We start from the raw sequence: 17,809 nt of genomic DNA on the forward strand, positions 1-17,809 counted from the left end.
CACTGACGATTCGGGACAACCATCACGATGAACAACGGTGGATCGTCATGGGCATGGATGCCAAAGCTCGCTTGCTGGTCGTTGCGTACACCTATCGCGATCCGAATTTCGTACGAATCATTTCCGCGCGCCTCGCCAGCAAAAACGAGCGCCGTCGTTATTTGGAGAATTGAACGATGAAAGACGAATACGACTTCAGCAACGCCAAGCGTGGAGCAGTTGCCTCCAGCAAAGGCAAAACCCGAATTACCATCATGCTCGATGATGTCGTCATCGAAGCAGCACGCGCCATGGCGGAGAGCGAGGGGTATGGCTACCAAACAGTGATCAACAACACGCTGCGCCAGGCGCTGCTCAACACCAAGGAAAAAACCACCGCGCACGATCAGTACGCCACGGTGGCGAATGGCGGGCATTTCAGAGAAGGCGTTACTGCATCTGAACTGAAGAGCCTGGAGAAAAAACTCTCAGAGGTCTTGAGCGAGATCCATCGTGTGATTGAGCCTTGAGGGTGTGCCGTTTCAATACCCAAGGGGGGTACGGAGCCTGCCCCACGCAAAGAAAAAGGGCAGATGTTTTGAATCTGCCCTCGGGACGATGGCTATGTCACCTGAATCAACCGCCCAAGCACCTGCCGCAGCCCCGCATGCTCCGGCACGCGAATCCCGAACTCCCCCTCCAGTAACCCGATCAACTCCTCCACATCTGCAACCTGCCGCCGTTCGCTCTCGGCGCCCACCCGATGAATCGCAAAACTGCCGTTGTTCAACGTGCGCCTCCAGCCATCCCCGGTGCGCGCGACCAACAGTTGCTTGGTAAACGACGATTCCGGATGGGTCGAGACGTACCAGTTGCCGAGGACGTAGTCGATGTCTTCCTGGCGTTGCAGATCGAAAATGTACATCGGCCGCCACTCGCCGCCGACGTTGGCGCGAAGGGTGTAGCCGTCTGCATGGCGCTCGATGCGATATGGATCGTGGGGCGTGAGTTGTGCCTCATCGTTGTCGAGCAGGAGCGGTGCGGTCGGCACCATGCCGCCGAAGCCGACGTCGGTGATGTAGCGCACGCCGTCCAGCGTGACCAGGCTCAAGCGGTGCGTGCGGGCAGTCCAGGCGCCTTCGGGCTGACCCATGACGACTCGGCCGGTAATGCCGCATGCGTCAAAACCCAACTCCTGAAGCAAGGCTAGAAACGCGTAGTTGAGCTCGTAGCAGTAACCGCCGCGCCCCTCATGCAGGATTTTCCGCTCGATGGATGGCAGGTCGATGCGTACCGGCTCGCCGGACAGCGTGGTGAGGTTTTCAAACGGGAAGGCCCCGGTGTGACGCAACTGGAGTTGGCGCAAGGTGTCCAGGGTCGGCGCCGGGGGCGCGTCGAAACCCAGGCGCTGCAGGTATGCCGCACGGTTCGTCAGGCGTGGTTCGCTCATTGCTCGGTCCTTATGCAGGGGCCGCGGATCTCTCCGCCGATGGGCGCCATGTATAAGGGAAAAAGCGGTTCGACTGACAATTGATTTAGCCAATCGCCCACCCTCTGAACATCAACGCTGTTTGCGCGAACTCAAGCGAATCCACGTCGGCGCATGGTCGCTGGCGTGCGGTTCGTTGCGCACCCAGGCATCGACCCCGGCCTCGTGCAGATAGGGGCTCAGCGCCGGGTTAAGTAGCAAGTGATCGATGCGCAACCCCGAGTTCTTCTGCCAGTGCTGGCGGAAATAATCCCAGAAGGTGTAGAGCCGATCCTCCGGGTACAGATGACGCAGGGAATCGGTCCAGCCCTGATCCAGCAAACGCTGGTAACACTCGCGACTTTCCGGTTGCAGCAACGCGTCCTTGAGCCACGAGCGCGGGTTGTAGATGTCCAGGTCGGTGGGCACCACGTTGTAGTCGCCGGCCAGCACCACCGGATGCTCGCTGCTTTGCAGGTCCTTGGCATAGGCGATCAGCCGTTCGAACCACGCCAGTTTGTAGTCGAACTTCGGCCCGGGTTGCGGATTGCCGTTGGGCAAATACAGGCAGCCCACCAGAATCCCGTGCACCGCAGCTTCCAGGTAGCGACTGTGCGTGTCGGTGTCATCTCCCGGCAGACCGCGCCGACTCTCCAAAGGCTGCGCATCACGGGCCAGAATCGCCACCCCGTTCCACGACGACTGTCCTTGCCAGATAGCGCCGTAGCCAATGGCCTCAAGCTCGGCGGCCGGGAATGCGCTGTCGACCGACTTGAGCTCCTGCAAACAGGCAATGTCCGGTTTTTCTCGCTCTAGCCAGGCCAGCAAATTCGGCAGCCGGGCACGCATGCCGTTGACGTTGAAAGTGGCGATTTTCAGGTTTTTCATAGGCCGGGGCTCGCAACGGATGGACGATATCCAGTTGTGACCGGAGTGCGCCATGGCAGTTGCGACGACAACTGAAGCAGGCGACTAAAGGTCCCCCTCACAAAGGATGCTCATCACGCGATGCCTTGAGCAATGGCAGCAGCGCCTGGTTTTCCATCGGCCGGCTGAGGTAGAAACCCTGCACCTCATGGCACTCGTCCGAGATAAGGAAGTCCAGTTGTTCCAGGGTCTCGACGCCCTCTGCGGTCACCGTCAGCCCCATGGCCTTGCCCAGGTTGATGATCGCCTGCACCACCGCACGGTCGTTACCGGTGCCGCTCATGGACGAGATGAAGCGCTTGTCGATCTTGATCCCGTCGAACGGATATGTGCGCAGATAACCCAGCGACGAATAACCGGTGCCGAAGTCGTCCATGTTCAGCCGCACGCCCAGTTCCTTCAGCGAGTTCATGGTCGCGAGCGCGCCATCGACATCGTTGAGCATCACGTTTTCGGTGATCTCCAGCTCCAGTCGACTGGCCGGCAAACGACTCTGGATCAACGCCTCCCTGACATCCTCCACCACGTCACTGCGAACAAACTGCACGGGCGACAGGTTGACCGATACCATCAGCTCACCCGGCCAGGTCAGTGCCGTCTCGCACGCCTCACGTAAAACCCAGCGCCCCAAGGGCACGATCAGATCGGTCTGTTCGGCCAATGGAATAAACGAGTCGGGCCCCAGCAACCCCTGCACAGGATGCTGCCAGCGCAGCAACGCTTCGACCGAGACGATCTGCTTGCCATCGACGTGATAACGAGGCTGATAGTGCATCACGAACTCATTGTTCTTGATCGCCTGACGCAGGTCGTTTTCGAGTTTGCGGCGATGCTGGATCTGGTCGTTCATGTGCGGCGCAAAGTAGCACCAGGTTTTCTTGCCGTCGGATTTGGCCTGATACAGCGCAATGTCGGCACATCGAATCAACTCCTCCGGCATGTGCCCCTGGCGCCGGCTCAAGGCGATACCGATGCTCGCACCGATGTGCAGCGCGTGATGGTCATAGTGGATCGGCTGGTGCAGGCTTTGGAGGATACGTTCGCATATGCGGTCGATTTCTGTGTGGATGTCCATTCCATTGAGTACCAGCACAAACTCGTCGCCGCCCAGTCGGGCGACCAGGTCAATGTCCCGCGTGCACTCACGCAAACGGGTAGCCACCTCCAGCAACACCGCATCGCCGGCCGGGTGGCCGAGGGAATCATTGATCGGCTTGAAGTTGTCCAGGTCGATCATCAACAACGTCAGCGGCGCCGAATGCTCCTTCAGCACCAAAGCGTCTTCGAGGTAGCGCGCCAGCTTGTTGCGATTGGGCAGGCCAGTCAGCGCGTCGTGCAACGACAGATGCTGGATCTGCGCATGGGCGGCGACTTCATCGGTGATGTCACTGGCCGTGCCGCGGTAACCCACCACCGCGCCTTTACTGAGGATCGGTCGCGCCGATACCCGACTGATCCGTTGCTGCCCCGACTGTTCGCGATAGGAGCAACGCAGGTGGCTGACGCTGTGCTCTTCGTCGAGCTTGTTCAGCCACAGCGACAAGGGCGTAGTGTCGCAATACAACAACTGCTCGATGCCCTGCCCCAGCCATTGCTGATCGGAAAACCCGGTGACGGCGCCAAAACGCCCCGACAGATACGTGATGCGATGCTGGTCATCGATTTCCCATATCCAGTCAGACGCGGCCTCGGCCACTGCACGAAAACGTTCTTCACTGGCCTCCAGCGCCTGGTTCGACAAATCGAGTTTGATGTAACTGGCATCCACGTGCCCGGACGTGCGCAACACGTAACGAAAGAAGTAAGCCGTCAACAACGCGAGAATCAACAGCGCGCCGCCCAGTGGCGGCAGCAGTGACCAAAGCAGCTGATGGCCTGGCTGCTCGAGCTGCGAGACCAAACTATAACCAGTGCCCGTGAGTCCGACCGCAGGCTGACCGGGAGCAAGGGTGTTGTCAGGTGCGAGACTCAAGTCATGCAAACCATAGTCGGCACTCAAGGCGCTGAGCTTCTGCGAACTCAATTGATCGACGAACACCAGCACCGACGTGCTTTGGGGATCGACCGCCGGCCTTTCGTCATTGGGCACGATCGCCGCCGCCGTCAATAGCGCGGGCTGCCCCTCGAAGAGCGTGAACCGGCTGATGGGGGCAAGCAGGCTTTCCTGGCCCTGCACCTCCTCGATCAGTGCTGCCATCGCTATCGACAGCCAGGCCGCCGCGTCGCCCTGGACCTGAAGGCCGCGCACCACGGCGTATTTGGTTCGCTGAGGGTCGACCACAAAAACGCCGTCGTAATGATCCAGGGTGAACAGGGTTTTGCCCATGTTCTGCTCAACGTAAGCCCACTGCGCGTCAACTTCGCCATTCAAATGATCGTAGGCCGTGGTCCAGTTTGCATAACTGGCAACGTAGTTTTTCGAGGCTGAGATGCGGTTTTCCAGCGCGCGCTGGGTGTAGAACGTGGTCTTGGCCAAGTCCTGGGCATCGAGCCGGCCGGCAATGTTGAACAACGCAACCAGAGCAATCAGCACCCCCAATACAAATACCAGCCCGACAGACCAGACCAGGTTCCGTGTGATCGGTGTATGGCGCGCTGGTGCGGCGGCGGTCGTGGCGGTCAATTCCATGCATGGGATCCTGTCAATCGATTGCCTGCGTCCATTGACCATAGCAGCCAGGGTCCAACATCGCGCCACGACTATTGCCAATCGGCAGCCGCTAACCTGTGATGGCGCGCGTCACACGTCAACCTGCAACAGGAGGGCACCGTGCGCCACGAACGGATCATGCCGGATGGCCGAACACGCACTCGCTACGGTCCAGCATCATTGATGAGAAATGGCCGTAGGTGCGGGAGAGTCTTGAGAAGAAGCTGAACGGATACAGCCCTCTCTGATACCTGCAAAACGACTGCGGGTACGAGCCAGTTCGCGAAGACGGTGATCACGCTCGTCGATCGGCCCCACCACTCGTCATCCAACCGGCACCAACCGCCCCACCCTTCACACCAACATCAGGTAACGACTCATCTTTGGAGACGTACCCTGATGAACCTCAAAATGACTTCGATTTTTCTGGCCGGATTGCTGAGCGCCGCTTCGGCGGCCACCTTTGCGGCCTCCGGCGATGGTGCTGATGCGACCGGTACGAAATCCGGCGCTACCAGCGGTTCGACCATGCCGCCCGATAACACCCCCGGTTCGCCCTCCTCCGGAAACAGTACGGATTCGGGTGGTGGCTCCGGTACCGGCACCAGCGGTGGGGCCAGCGGTTCAGGTTCCGGCGCGGGCGGCGGCACCGGTGCTGCCGGCGGTGGTACCGGTGGGGCTGGAGGTGGAACAGGCAGCTGAACGCATAAAAGCAGGCCGTGATGAACATCGCGGCCTGCTTTCATACGACACCTTCATAGCCGCTTGACGGGGGGTGGCTCCCACTTACCGTTAAGCGCCTCGGGCTTGGGTCCGTACAAGCGCATCGTCAAGTTGAACGGACCTTTTGGCGCGGGCAGCCAATTGGCTTCAAGTTCCTTTCCGGGACTTTCGTTCTGGAAGTAAATATCCAACGATTGATCCGCATTGGTCTTGAACGGCATCCAACTGCTGACCGCAAAACGGTTGAGTTCGTTGCCGACCTGGAACCCTTCAGAGTCGTACAGGGTGATCGACCAGAAAGCACTCACGGGCGGCACCTCTCCCTTGTCGAAATGCAGCACGTACTTGTTAGAACCGTCGAGCGGCCTGCCTTTGTCATCGCCGATGTTTAACGGATAAATCGCATCCTCGGGCAGGTTGGCGCCGAGCCCGACTTGCGCAACGATGGCGCGTTTAAGGTAGTAGTTACCATAGACGCCCATGGTGTCGGTATTCATCGACCAACCGTTGACCACGCGCGCGAGGGTTGCAACCTTCCACTTCATCAGCGCCTGAGCTTCCTGGGGCACGGTTTGAAGTGCCGCCTGGACATCGGGATCGATTGCATCGAAATCAAACGGCTTGCCGGCCTCGATACCAATGCGCTGCATTTGCGCCAGTATCGGCTGGTCGGTGATGTGGGGCGGATGCACTTTGAGCAGCGCGGCGGCGTAGACGAAGTAATCGGCCGCTGACATCGTATCGATCTGAATTTTTGGCGGCGTCTTCATGTCCACCGCCGGGTCGATGTGCACCTTGATCGGTTCAACCTTTTCGCCTAGCCGCGACAACGGCGTCACGGTATAGCCCGCCTGAATCTTATGCACCGCAGCGTAGTCCGCAACTCCGTCGGTCTTGGTGCGACCAATGACCCAGACAAAAGGTGTGGGGGCGGGTAAATGATTCAATCCGGGCGGCACCGTTCCGGTCCATCCCGGCGGCGTCACCAGAAACTGACTGGCCTCTGTACCTGTCGTGCGCCAACCTGGCGAGGCAAAGACATCGCTCCACATATCAAGCATCGGCAACAAGTAAAATCGCCCGGCGGTGTCCGGTGCACTAATCACCAGCGGCTCCTGGGTCAAGTCGAGCCAGGCGATGGAGTACAGGGTGTCGAAGTTCGACCGCACCACTCCCTTGAAATCTGCGGGCGGGTACTGCGGCACACTCACAAACATGTTCATCGGGCCCTTGCCAAACTCTTTGCCGGGTTCGATGTTGGTGAACTGCTTGCGGGTAAGATCCATGGTCAACAGCGGGTAAAAATACAGGTAGGCATCCACGCCGATGGCGTGAGCTTCTTGCTGCGTGATTTTCGATTGAGCCTGGCTGGCCAGCGGAAAGACAGCACAGGCTGCCAGGGTTAGAGCAACGGCTGTCAATGCTTGAGGTATCAACATTTCGGCGATCGTCCGTGCAATGGGGAGGTCTGCCGGGCTCGGCAGAGCTACGGACACTCTAGACGATCAAAACAATTGGATCTGACAGGGAGACCGACGGACGAGCGACTGTTGCACAGCTGAAACAACTGCAACCAATGCTTAACGATCGGAGCGCATCAACGCCTCCACACCGCCCTCAAGCGACAACACGGATGCACGGTTTCGACCCGAATGCTTGGCCTGATAAAGCGCCGCATCCGCTCGTTCGATGAACAGTTCGATGCTGTCACGCCCGGTCGGCACGAACGCGTAACAGCCAAGACTGACCGTCACATATCCCGTGGGTGAACCGTTGTGGGTGATGTTCTTGTCCATGACGCTGCGGCGGATCTGTTCGGCAATCACCAACGCACCGTGAATGTCGGTGTCAGGCAGCAGCACCGCAAACTCCTCGCCGCCATAACGCACCGCCAGGTCTGCTTTGCGGTGGCAGCAACCCTTGACCGCACGCGCCACTTCCGCCAGGCAGTGGTCCCCTGCGACGTGGCCGTAAGCATCGTTGTAGCGTTTGAAGTAATCGATATCGAGCATGATCAGGCTCAGCGAACTCGACTGCCGGGCGCCTCGGCCAAACTCGATGTCCAGCGCCTGCTCGAACAGTCGGCGATTGGCCAGGCCCGTCAGGCTGTCATGAGTCGCGATCAGCTTCAGTGCTTCCTTGGCCTTGCGCAAATCGGCCTCGACCCGCACGCCGACGCGCACCTGGCGAACGAACACCCAACCGAATAGACCGACACCCAGCACCACCAGGGCAACGATGACGCAGGATTGAAATGCGGTGTCGTACCAATCCTTGAGAATCGAATCCCTGGACGATGCCGCCGAGACCACCAGCGGATAGGCGTCGAGTTGACGGTAGCCATACAAACGTACAACGCCATCGATCACCGAGCTGATCATCGCGTTGCCGGCGGGCGCGTTGGGCAAGAGTTTATGAAAGATTTCGCCCTTGGCCAGGGATGTGCCGATCTGTGATTCCACAAATGGCCTTCGTGCCAGCAACGTGCCGTCGGTCAGCGCCAAAAACATCGAGCCGTTGTCATCGATGCTGAAGCTTTTGAAGAACTGATCGAAATAGGCCATTTTGATTCCGGCCAACACCACGCCCTGGAAGTTGCCGTTCTTGTCGTTCACCCGTTTGGAGAGCGGAATGATCCACTCTCCATTTTCCCGACTGCGAACCGCCGGCCCGATGTGCGCGAGGGTGGATGCGTTCTGCTGGTGGAACGTGAAGTACTCTCGATCCGACACGCCCGGACCGCGGGTCAAATCATCGAACGACGTCACGACCCACTGCCCTTGCTTGTCGAACAGAAATATCCCGTGCAATTGGTCGAGCGCCTGCGCCCGCCGGGCAAAGGTTTTCTGCAACCGTGGCTTTTGTGCCGCGCCGTAGCCATCGACCTGAATCCAGTCCACCAGACTGGTCAACACCAGGTCGGCTTTCATAAAGGTGTCTTCGGCCTGCTGTGCCATGGCGCGAGCCAGGTTCGAAGACGCGACTTGCGCCACGTCCAGCGCGTGGCGCCGCGATTGCTCCAGTTGCAGATAAAGCAGACCACAGAGACACAGGCACACCGTCGCGATAAACAGCACCGCTGCCTTGAGCAGAGATAACCGTTTCAAAGCGCCGCCAGGAGTTTGCTGCGGGTCTTGAGTGAGGATAGGCAAAAGCTCGTCCTGTAAGGGCAAGGCATGGGCAAAGGCCCAAAGCCCTTAATTTTTGTGAGCTTAGTCTACCCGCTAGTGTGGGGCAATTGTCCTTTGGCCAGCCGCCGCATCGCACTGTGCAAATGCGCCCGAGCACTTTCGGCATCGCCCAGGCGCATTTGCTCGTAGGCCCGCCGGGCAATGTCGTGGGGTACCGGTTTGAGTTCGCGCTGGGTCGCCATGGCTATCAGTTGCACTTGCGCGGCACGCTCCAGGTAGTACAAATCATCCCAGGCTTCGGCGATGGTCGGCCCCGCGACAATCACCCCGTGGTTCTTGAGGAACAAGATGTCGGCGTTGCCCATGACACCGGCGATCCGGTCGCCTTCGGATTCATCGAGGGCCAGGCCGTTGTAGTTTTCGTCCACCGCCGTGCGGCCGTAAAATTTCAGCGCCGTCTGGCCCAACCACAGCAGCGGCGGACCTTGCAGCAAGCACAACGCCGTGGCGTGAGGCATGTGAGTGTGGAACGCCACTTTCACCCTCGGCAGCTGTTTGTGCAGTCGGGCATGGATGTAAAACGCGGTCGCCTCGGGCTGTCCTTCGCCGTCCACGACATTGCCGTGGAAGTCGCACACCAGCAGATTCTGCGCCGTCACCTCGGCGAATGCGTACCCGTAGGGATTCACAAAAAACAGATCATCCCGGCCCGGCACCATCGCCGAAAAATGGTTACAGATGCCCTCCTCCAGGCCATGCAGCGCGGCCAGTTGAAAACACGCAGCCAACTCGGTGCGGGCGGTGATGACGGCATGTGAATCGAGGTTGAGATCGGCATAACGCGCGGAACGCGAACCGCCTGCAAGGGTGTGTGCCATGACGAGGTCTCCGTGTTTTGTTACCAGCCGAGGGATGTGAATAAAGGCACGACCTGATCCAGCGTGCTCAATATCTCATCGGGTCGGTAATCCGGCAGCAATTGCCGACCGGTGCCACGGTCAATCCATACACAACGAAAGTGCATGTCTCGGGCGGCGGTGTGATCCAGTGTCGGGCTGGCGCAGATGTGCACTACTTGATCTCGACTGACACCGAGCTGCTCATGAGCGTAGTCAAACAGGCGCGGATTCGGCTTGTACGCCCCGGCCTGTTGCGCAGTGATGACTCTATCGATATGCCCCCCGAGTTGCGCGACGTTGCCGGCGATGATGTCGTCGTCGGTGTTGGAGACGATGCACAGTTTGAAACCCATTGCCTTGAGTTTCGCGAGGGTCTCGATCACCTCAGGGAACGGCGGCATCCGCGGAATCGCGCCAGCCAACCGCTGACTGTCTTCGGGCCGACTCGTCAGCCCCAACTCCTCCAGGGCGAGCTGCAACCCGAGTGTGCTCAGTTGGCGAAACGAGCGATGCGTTGGAGTCTGCTCCAGCCGATGTTCATGCCGGTCGTAGACCTCGATGAGGCGATCGGCTTCAACGCTGTGGTCGCCCTTGTCGTGCAGGATGTCGGCGACCACGGCCTTGAGGCCTTCATCCCACTGGATCAACGTGCCGTAACAATCGAAGGTTAGCCATTCGGGACGCGGGGTATTTTCGAGTGTCATGTTTGTATCCTCTGAAGGGTGATCTTCAGATTACGAGCCGCTAGTGATAGTGTGAAATTAAATTAATGTCGATTAGTCAGTAGAAAATCAAATATCAAGGAGATCGCCATGCTTGATCTTGAATTGCTCAAGACCTTCGTCTGCGTGGTCGATGAAGGCAGCTTCACCCGCGCTGCCGAACGCGTGCACCGAACCCAATCCACGGTGAGCCAACAGGTTCGCAAGCTGGAAATATTGGTCGGTCACCCCCTGCTCCTGCGTGACCGAACTGGTCAGAACGTCACCGTCACCGAGCATGGCGAACTGTTGATTCACTATGCCCGACGCTTGTTGGCCCTGTCCTCTGAAGCCGTTGAAGCCTTGGCCAGCGACCTGGATCTGGAGATCCTGCGCATCGGCGTACCGGAGGACTTTGATGCGCGGCGTATGGCGCTGATCCTTGCCGGTTTCAATCGCGCCCGCCCGCACGCCCGGCTGGAAACCGTGAGCGGCATGAGCACGGATCTGAAGCAGAAACTCGCATCGGGTGAGATCGACATCGCCTTGGTCAAACGCGAACCGGACAGCGGACCGTGCTGGGCGGCGTGGCCGGAAGTGCTGGTGTGGGTCAAAGGCGCGGGGGTGGACTCGGCCAACGGCGTGTTGCCATTGGCGTTGTTTCCGCAAGGGTGCATTTATCGGCAGCGGGCAATCCGCTTGCTGGACGTGGCACAGCGCCCCTGGCGCGTGGCGTTTGGCAGCCATAGCTTGACCGGTATCCAGGCGGCAGTCGCTTCGGGGCTGGGGGTGTCCGTGCTGCCGGCTTCGGCGGTGTTGCCGGAGCACAGCGTGTGCACCGATCTGCCGGAGTTGCCACCGACGGAGCTGGCGTTGATCAGCCGCGGGGGCGCGTTGACCGGGTTACAGCGGGATTTGGTGGAGTTTTTGCGGGAGGAGTTGGCGGTCTTGGGCAATTGAGTGTGAATAGAAATGATTTGTCACGCTTGTGTCGCTGACATGACGCAGGGCAAAGCGCGGATAGCAGTGAAGGAGCTACGATTACTCTTACACCACGACAGGGAATCGAAATGAGTAAGGCAGACGAACTCGCGGCGAAGTTGAAACAGACCCGGTCTACCAGCGCAGATCAGATGATCGACAGTTGGCCCGGCCAAGTCTACGAGTTGTATGAGCAGATCGAGGCGTGGCTGAAGCCGCTGACTGAGGTAGGCCTGATTCTGCGACGCAATCCGACACATGTCTTCGAGTGCGATTCAGAGGGTGCGACTTTCGATTACGCGATCGACCAGCTTCTGATCGAAGGCAATGAGCACGGCATCACCTTCGACCCTGTTGCGCGCTTCACTGAAGATGGCGCTGGGCGTGTCGAGATTCACTCGACGGGCAAAGAACTCGCGCTGTTGCGCACAGTGGACGCGGATGGCGAGACACATTGGTGGTTGCAGGTGATTGAGCAGGCCGGACAGCAACTGGATGCGGTTGCGTTGACGGAGAACAATTTACTTTCGGTGGTGCAGGAAGGTCTGCAGCTTTAACACCCAGACGAACAACGAAGACAGATCACCCACACCGGAAAGGGGACGGACTTACTATCAAGTCCAATCCCCTACTGCCGCGCCGGTCCCGCCGCCACCACCGACCCCACCGCCGAATGCAAATCCAGCACTGGCATCGGCGACGGCCGATTCAGCGCCCGCAACACCGGCGCATCGTAGCCATACACATCAGGCTTGAACGCCACTCGCCCGTCGCTGCCCAAATCCACGGTCCAGTACGCCAGCAACACCGGCACTTTCACCGGAAGCCGAATGTTCTCGGTCTTGCCGCTGGCCAACTGCTTTTGAATACCTTCGCTGTTCCACCGGACCGGGTCGTTGAACAACAATTCCACAAGCTGCAGCGGATTCTCTACCCGAATGCAGCCCGAGCTGGTCGCGCGGATGGTTTTGGCAAACAACTCGCGGTGCGGTGTGTCGTGGAGGTAAATCGCATAGTCGTTGGGAAAGCGGATCACCACCCGGCCCAGCGAACTTTCAGGCCCGGCGTCCTGGCGCAACGTGAGGCCGCGTGGATTGGTCCAGTCCACACTCGATGGATCGAGCACATTGCCTTCGCGATCAAGCACTCGAATGCGATTGGCGGCGAGGTAGCCCGGGTTGCTCTGGATCTTCGGCAACACGTCCTCCTTGAGGATCGTCGGCGGCACTGTCCAGGTCGGGTTAAACGTGATGTAGGTAATCTGCGCCTGGAAGACTGGCGTATTGCGCGCCGCTTTACCGACCTGCACCCGGGATCGCCAGATCGGCACGCCATCGCGGTACATCGCCACCTTGTAGCCGGCGATATCGACGATGACGAATGTGCCCTGGAGTTTGTAGAGCAGCCAACGTGCACGCTCCATGTTCACACGGACCTGGTCGATGCGTGCATCAACGGGCACGTTCAGCGCTGCCAGTGTTGTCGCCCCTGCCATGCCGTCCGCACTCAGGTATTGCTCGTTCTGATACTTTTTCACCGCGGCGGTGACGGCGCCGTCGTACTGGGTGCCGTGGATCAATCGCGGATCGAGAAAACCGGCCGCGACCATCCTCGCGCGCAATTGCGCGACCGCCGGTTCGTCCATGCCGGGTTTGAGCGAATGGTCGACAATCACTTTCGGCCAGCCGCCCCGGTCCCGAATGCCGCGCAATTGCGCCAGGGCCTGACGCAAACCGACGTACACCGCTTCTTGCGGCGGTGCCTGGGCAAAAGCCTTGGCCACGTCGTGATTGTCGAGTGCGGCGAAGAAAGCATTGAAGTCGTCACGTGGATCGACGCCATTCGAATCAAAATTCCAGTGAATGTCGAGCCGCGAAGGGTCGACCTTGCCCCGCCGCAACTGCAGCAGCGCGGTGATAAACGTATGCGTGGTCGCCAAATCGAAAGCCGCCCGCTGCTCTGGCGTCACCGGTGTCGTATGCATCGTGGTTTGCGACCGGACCAATTCATCGATATGAAAGTCCGCCGGGGTCAAGCCGTCGGCCTCAGTCGCGTTCAGGCTGGAGATCAATTGCGCGACATCGCTGTCATTGGTCCACGCCGCGCGATAGGCACGATGGGTATAAAAATCCATGACCAGCCGGCTGACATCCACTCGACGATTGCGTGGTGCGGTCAGCAGCGGCGGAAAAGCGGTTTTCAGCGGTTCAAGCGCGGCCTGAATCGCTTGACCGACGTTATCATCCGCTCCAGCCTCGATAATGGAGGTAGGCGCATTTAGCGGCTCAATCGACGACGTTTGCCCAAGTGCTGTGCCGCTTATCAGAAAGCCCATAAAAAATACGCGGCTTATGACGAATAACCTTGTTAAAAGCACCATGAATAATCCTTAATCCCCCGCATTCAACGCCCGGCTGGCAACGCACTGCTAGACTCGAACTTAACATGATGAGACATCTGTATGGCGCCACTACGTTTTGGCTATCTATTCTCGGCCCTGCTACTGACTGCAATGTCCGTACCGTCAGCCTACGCCGATTCGCTCGCGGCCGCCCTCATCAAAGCGGCCCCGAAAGCTAACGCCAACGTCATCAACCTCGCCGTTCGCGCCTCGCAATGCAGCATCGCTCAAGGCAAAGCGCCTGTCCAAAGACTTGCGGTTATTGATTATTCGCTGCCTTCGACCGAGCAACGTCTATGGGTGTTCGATTTAAAGAAGCGCAAGTTGCTGTTTCATGAACTGGTCGCCCATGGACGCAATAGCGGCGAAAACATGGCCGTCAACTTCTCCAACCAGAATGAAAGCTTCGCCACCAGCCTCGGGTTGTATCGCACCCAGCAGAGCTATGTCGGACAGAACGGTTACTCGCTACGCATGGAAGGCCTGGAGCCGGGTTTCAATGACAACGCGTTTGACCGGGCCATCGTGATTCATGGCGCGCCTTATGTGAGTCCGGTCCTGGCCCGTGCGAATGGACGTATTGGCAGAAGCCTCGGCTGCCCGGCGGTCAGACCCGCGGTTGCTCGTCGGCTGATTGATTCGATGAAGGGAGGCCAACTGTTGTTTTCCTACTATCCGGATCAGCGTTGGTTGAAGTCTTCTTCGTATATCAATTGTGGCAACGGCACGGTGGCTGATACATCCACGCCAAAAAAACACCTTTAAGAACAGGCGCCCGTCCAGTGGCGCCTCCCTCCTGCTTCACCGCGCCTACATCGGTGAAACTGTCAAAACTGTAATCTCAGCCTCAGCCTTCTGAAAGGCACCGCTCGTTAGCCTCATCGTCAAGCTAGCTCCAAGCTGACGGACAGGGAACACAACGGCATGCATTCCAACACTACAAGACGCACCTTCGTGAAAGGGCTGGCCGCAGGCGGACTGCTGGGTGGCCTCGGCTTATGGCGCACGCCGGTCTGGGCAATCACCAGCCCTGGCGAACCTCAGGTGTTGACGGGCACCGACTTCGATCTGTCGATCGGCGAAACCCCGGTCAACATCACCGGCAACCCGCGCACCGCCATCGCCATCAACGGCGGCATTCCCGGCCCGCTGCTGCGCTGGCGCGAAGGCGACACGGTGACGTTGCGGGTGAGGAACAAGCTCAAAGTCGACACGTCCATTCACTGGCACGGCATCTTGCTGCCGGCCAACATGGACGGCGTACCGGGCCTGAGTTTTCACGGCATCGAACCGGGCGGCCTGTACGTCTACCAATTCACAGTCCGGCAGAACGGCACCTACTGGTATCACAGCCATTCGGGCTTTCAGGAACAGTCCGGCGTTTACGGCCCGCTGGTCATCGATGCCAAGGAGCCAGAGCCATTCCAGTACGACCGTGATTACGTGGTGATGCTGACCGACTGGACCGACGAAACCGCCGTCGGCCTGATGAAGACGCTGAAAAAGCAGTCGGATTACTACAACTACAAGCGCACCGTGGGTGATTTCATCCATGACGTCAGCGAAAAAGGTTGGGGAGCCACCGTCGCGGATCGAACGATGTGGGCCGAGATGAAGATGAACCCCACGGACATCGCCGACGTCAGCGGCGCCACTTACACCTACCTGATGAACGGCCAGGCGCCGGACATGAACTGGACCGGTGTATTCCGCCCCGGCGAGAAGCTGCGGCTGCGGTTTATCAATGGCTCCGCCATGAGCTACTTCGACGTGCGCATCCCCGGGTTGAAAATGACGGTAGTCGCAGCCGACGGTTTGCACATCAAACCGGTGAGCGTCGACGAGTTTCGCATCGCAGTGGCAGAGACGTTTGACGTGATTGTCGAGCCGACCGAAGCGGCTTACACGCTGTTCGCGCAATCGATGGATCGCACGGGTTTTGCACGGGGTACGCTGGCAACGAAGCCTGGTTTGTCGGCGCCGATCCCGGCCCTGGACCCTCGACCGTTAGTGACCATGGATGACATGGGCATGGGCGGCATGGACCACAGCAGCATGGGCGATATGGCAGGCATGGATCACAGCAGCATGGCCGGCATGCAGTCTCATCCAGAGACGGAAAAGGACAACCCGCTGGTGGACATGCAAGCCATGTCCACCTCGCCCAAGCTCGACGATCCCGGACTGGGCCTGCGCAACAACGGACGCCGAGTCCTGACCTACTCCGACCTGCGCAGCACCTTCGAAGACCCGGACGGCCGCGAACCCGGCCGCACCATTGAGCTGCACCTCACCGGCCACATGGAGAAATTCGCCTGGTCGTTCAACGGCGTGAAATTCGCGGACGCCGAGCCGCTGCGCCTCAAGTACGGCGAGCGCGTCCGGATTGTGCTGGTCAACGACACGATGATGACCCACCCCATTCACCTGCACGGCATGTGGAGCGACCTCGAAGACGAGAATGGCGAGTTCATGGTGCGCAAACACACCATCGACATGCCGCCCGGCTCCCGGCGCAGCTATCGGGTCACCGCCGATGCGCTCGGCCGCTGGGCCTATCACTGCCATCTCCTGTACCACATGGAAATGGGCATGTTCCGTGAAGTTCGCGTGGAAGAATGAGGCGCATCCCATGACCCGATTGACTCCAATATCTTTAGCACTCGTGACCGCGGGCCTGACGCTCTCTTCGGCAATGGCCGCCACTGACGACATGCAGGGTATGGACCATAGCCAGATGACCGGCATGGACCACAGCCAGATGCAAAGCATGGATGACGGCCAGATGCAGCCCGCCGCGCCGACTGAAAGCCGCACGCCGATCCCGACGCTGACCGACGCCGACCGCGCCGCCGTGTATGCCAGCCCGACCGGCCACGGCGTGCATGACACCGCACTCAACTATTATTTCCTTGCCGACAAACTCGAATGGCAGGACGCGGACAACGGCAGCGTCCTGGCCTGGGATCTGTCAGGCTGGATCGGCGGTGACATCGACCGTCTGTGGCTGCGCTCCGAAGGCGAACGCACCAACGGCAAGACCGAAGACGCCGAAATCCAGGCCCTGTGGGGCCATGCGATCTCCCCATGGTGGGACGTGGTGAGTGGCGTGCGCCAGGATTTCAAACCCGGTGCCCCACAAACCTGGGCCGCCTTCGGTGTGCAAGGCATGGCGCTTTACAACTTTGAAACCGAAGCCACGGCCTTCATCGGTGAGGGCGGCCAAACCGCTGCACGACTGGAAGGCGACTACGACATCCTGTTGACCAATCGGCTGATTCTGCAGCCGACCGCCGAACTCAACTTCTACGGCAAAAACGATCCACAGCGGGGTATCGGCTCCGGCTTATCCAACACCGAGGCCGGCCTGCGGCTGCGCTACGAAATCCGCCGGGAGTTCGCGCCCTATATTGGCGTGACCTGGAACCGCACTTACGGCAAAACCGCCGATTACGCCAACGATGAAGGTGAGGATCGCAGCGAAGCGCGCCTGGTCCTCGGCGTTCGGCTGTGGTTTTAAACGCTTCAACTCATAAAAACCAAAAACCAACCGTTGAAAACGGTAAGAGGCCTCGCATGCGCATGATCAAAACCACCGTTGTTGCCCTGGGACTGCTGCTGAGCACATTCGCTCAAGCCCACCCGAAATTACTGTCCTCCACCCCCGCTGAAGGTGCAGTCGGCGCAGCACCCGCCAAAATCGAACTGCACTTTTCCGAAAATCTCATGACCCAGTTTTCCGGCGCGAAACTGGTCATGACCGAAATGCCCGGCATGGCCCACGCCCCCATGCCGATGAAAGCCAAAGTCTCCGGCGGCGGCGACCCGAAAACCATGGTCATCACCCCGCTTTCGCCACTGCCCATCGGCACCTACAAAGTCGAATGGCGCGCGGTGTCTTCGGACACTCACCCGATTACCGGCAATGTTACGTTCAAAGTGAAGTGAT

General features: G+C 59.3%; 17 protein-coding genes and 1 pseudogene. 10 read left to right on the forward strand and 8 right to left on the reverse strand.

Features of this window, described 5'->3' with window-relative positions; genetic code table 11:
• Both QMX98_RS09490 and QMX98_RS09495 read left to right on the forward strand, forming a co-directional pair.
• Positions 1-173, forward strand: a 173-nt coding sequence (locus QMX98_RS09490; protein ID WP_282410655.1) for a BrnT family toxin, incomplete at its 5' end; no start/stop codon positions are given.
• Between the two features lie 3 nt (positions 174-176).
• Positions 177-509, forward strand: coding sequence for a BrnA antitoxin family protein (locus QMX98_RS09495; RefSeq protein WP_010456079.1), 333 nt, complete (start codon positions 177-179; stop codon positions 507-509).
• 92 nt (positions 510-601) lie between these two features.
• On the opposite strand, the gene QMX98_RS09500 is transcribed toward QMX98_RS09495, so the two are convergent.
• The 3 genes from QMX98_RS09500 to QMX98_RS09510 form a co-directional block, all read right to left on the reverse strand.
• Complete coding sequence (locus QMX98_RS09500; protein ID WP_282410636.1) at positions 602-1,429, reverse strand: arylamine N-acetyltransferase; 828 nt, start codon at positions 1,427-1,429, stop codon at positions 602-604.
• Positions 1,430-1,540: 111 nt separating this feature from the next.
• Complete coding sequence (locus QMX98_RS09505; RefSeq protein WP_010456084.1) at positions 1,541-2,335, reverse strand: exodeoxyribonuclease III; 795 nt, start codon at positions 2,333-2,335, stop codon at positions 1,541-1,543.
• 97 nt (positions 2,336-2,432) lie between these two features.
• Positions 2,433-5,003: an EAL domain-containing protein gene (locus QMX98_RS09510; protein ID WP_282410637.1), complete on the reverse strand. Its 2,571-nt coding sequence runs from the start codon at positions 5,001-5,003 to the stop codon at positions 2,433-2,435.
• A 126-nt stretch (positions 5,004-5,129) separates the two neighbouring features.
• Between QMX98_RS09510 and QMX98_RS09515 the strand changes: the two are divergent.
• Together QMX98_RS09515 and QMX98_RS09520 are read left to right on the forward strand one after the other, a co-directional pair.
• Positions 5,130-5,224, forward strand: a pseudogene (locus QMX98_RS09515) (GNAT family N-acetyltransferase); the annotation flags it as partial.
• 196 nt (positions 5,225-5,420) lie between these two features.
• Positions 5,421-5,726, forward strand: coding sequence for a hypothetical protein (locus QMX98_RS09520; RefSeq protein WP_042933049.1), 306 nt, complete (start codon positions 5,421-5,423; stop codon positions 5,724-5,726).
• A gap of 53 nt (positions 5,727-5,779) precedes the next feature.
• On the opposite strand, the gene QMX98_RS09525 is transcribed toward QMX98_RS09520, so the two are convergent.
• The 4 genes from QMX98_RS09525 to QMX98_RS09540 all read right to left on the reverse strand — a co-directional run bounded on the left by QMX98_RS09525 (position 5,780) and on the right by QMX98_RS09540 (position 10,481).
• Entirely contained in the window at positions 5,780-7,186 is a 1,407-nt protein-coding gene (locus tag QMX98_RS09525; protein WP_145306016.1) for a DUF1254 domain-containing protein, read from the reverse strand.
• 141 nt (positions 7,187-7,327) lie between these two features.
• On the reverse strand, positions 7,328-8,899 hold the full coding sequence (locus QMX98_RS09530) for a GGDEF domain-containing protein (protein ID WP_010456092.1): 1,572 nt from the start codon (positions 8,897-8,899) through the stop codon (positions 7,328-7,330).
• Between the two features lie 65 nt (positions 8,900-8,964).
• Positions 8,965-9,756: an aldolase gene (locus tag QMX98_RS09535; protein WP_282410638.1), complete on the reverse strand. Its 792-nt coding sequence runs from the start codon at positions 9,754-9,756 to the stop codon at positions 8,965-8,967.
• A gap of 20 nt (positions 9,757-9,776) precedes the next feature.
• Positions 9,777-10,481 (reverse strand): haloacid dehalogenase type II, encoded by a 705-nt coding sequence (locus QMX98_RS09540; RefSeq protein ID WP_282410639.1) that lies wholly within the window; start codon positions 10,479-10,481, stop codon positions 9,777-9,779.
• 108 nt (positions 10,482-10,589) lie between these two features.
• Between QMX98_RS09540 and QMX98_RS09545 the strand changes: the two genes are divergently transcribed.
• Together QMX98_RS09545 and QMX98_RS09550 are read left to right on the forward strand one after the other, a co-directional pair.
• Positions 10,590-11,438, forward strand: coding sequence for a LysR substrate-binding domain-containing protein (locus QMX98_RS09545; protein ID WP_282410640.1), 849 nt, complete (start codon positions 10,590-10,592; stop codon positions 11,436-11,438).
• A 110-nt stretch (positions 11,439-11,548) separates the two neighbouring features.
• Positions 11,549-12,016, forward strand: a complete 468-nt coding sequence (locus QMX98_RS09550) for a hypothetical protein (RefSeq protein ID WP_077750256.1) — start codon at positions 11,549-11,551, stop codon at positions 12,014-12,016.
• A gap of 71 nt (positions 12,017-12,087) precedes the next feature.
• Here QMX98_RS09550 and QMX98_RS09555 read toward each other — a convergent pair whose 3' ends face one another.
• The gene (locus QMX98_RS09555) at positions 12,088-13,839 is read right to left on the reverse strand and encodes a L,D-transpeptidase family protein (RefSeq protein ID WP_282410641.1); all 1,752 of its coding nucleotides are present in this window, start codon (positions 13,837-13,839) and stop codon (positions 12,088-12,090) included.
• 81 nt (positions 13,840-13,920) lie between these two features.
• Between QMX98_RS09555 and QMX98_RS09560 the strand changes: the two genes are divergently transcribed.
• The 4 genes from QMX98_RS09560 to copC all read left to right on the forward strand — a co-directional run bounded on the left by QMX98_RS09560 (position 13,921) and on the right by copC (position 17,808).
• A complete protein-coding gene (locus tag QMX98_RS09560) occupies positions 13,921-14,625 on the forward strand; it encodes a murein L,D-transpeptidase catalytic domain family protein (protein WP_282410642.1) in 705 nt (234 codons plus the stop codon).
• A gap of 159 nt (positions 14,626-14,784) precedes the next feature.
• The gene (locus tag QMX98_RS09565) at positions 14,785-16,482 is read left to right on the forward strand and encodes a copper resistance system multicopper oxidase (RefSeq protein WP_282410643.1); all 1,698 of its coding nucleotides are present in this window, start codon (positions 14,785-14,787) and stop codon (positions 16,480-16,482) included.
• A 10-nt stretch (positions 16,483-16,492) separates the two neighbouring features.
• A complete protein-coding gene (locus QMX98_RS09570; protein WP_042932716.1) occupies positions 16,493-17,380 on the forward strand; it encodes a copper resistance protein B in 888 nt (295 codons plus the stop codon).
• Between the two features lie 56 nt (positions 17,381-17,436).
• Positions 17,437-17,808, forward strand: a complete 372-nt coding sequence (gene copC, locus QMX98_RS09575) for a copper homeostasis periplasmic binding protein CopC (RefSeq protein WP_010456110.1) — start codon at positions 17,437-17,439, stop codon at positions 17,806-17,808.
• Position 17,809 lies beyond the last annotated feature (1 nt).

Source organism: Pseudomonas sp. PS02303 (assembly GCF_029959925.1).
GTDB lineage: Bacteria > Pseudomonadota > Gammaproteobacteria > Pseudomonadales > Pseudomonadaceae > Aquipseudomonas > Aquipseudomonas mandelii.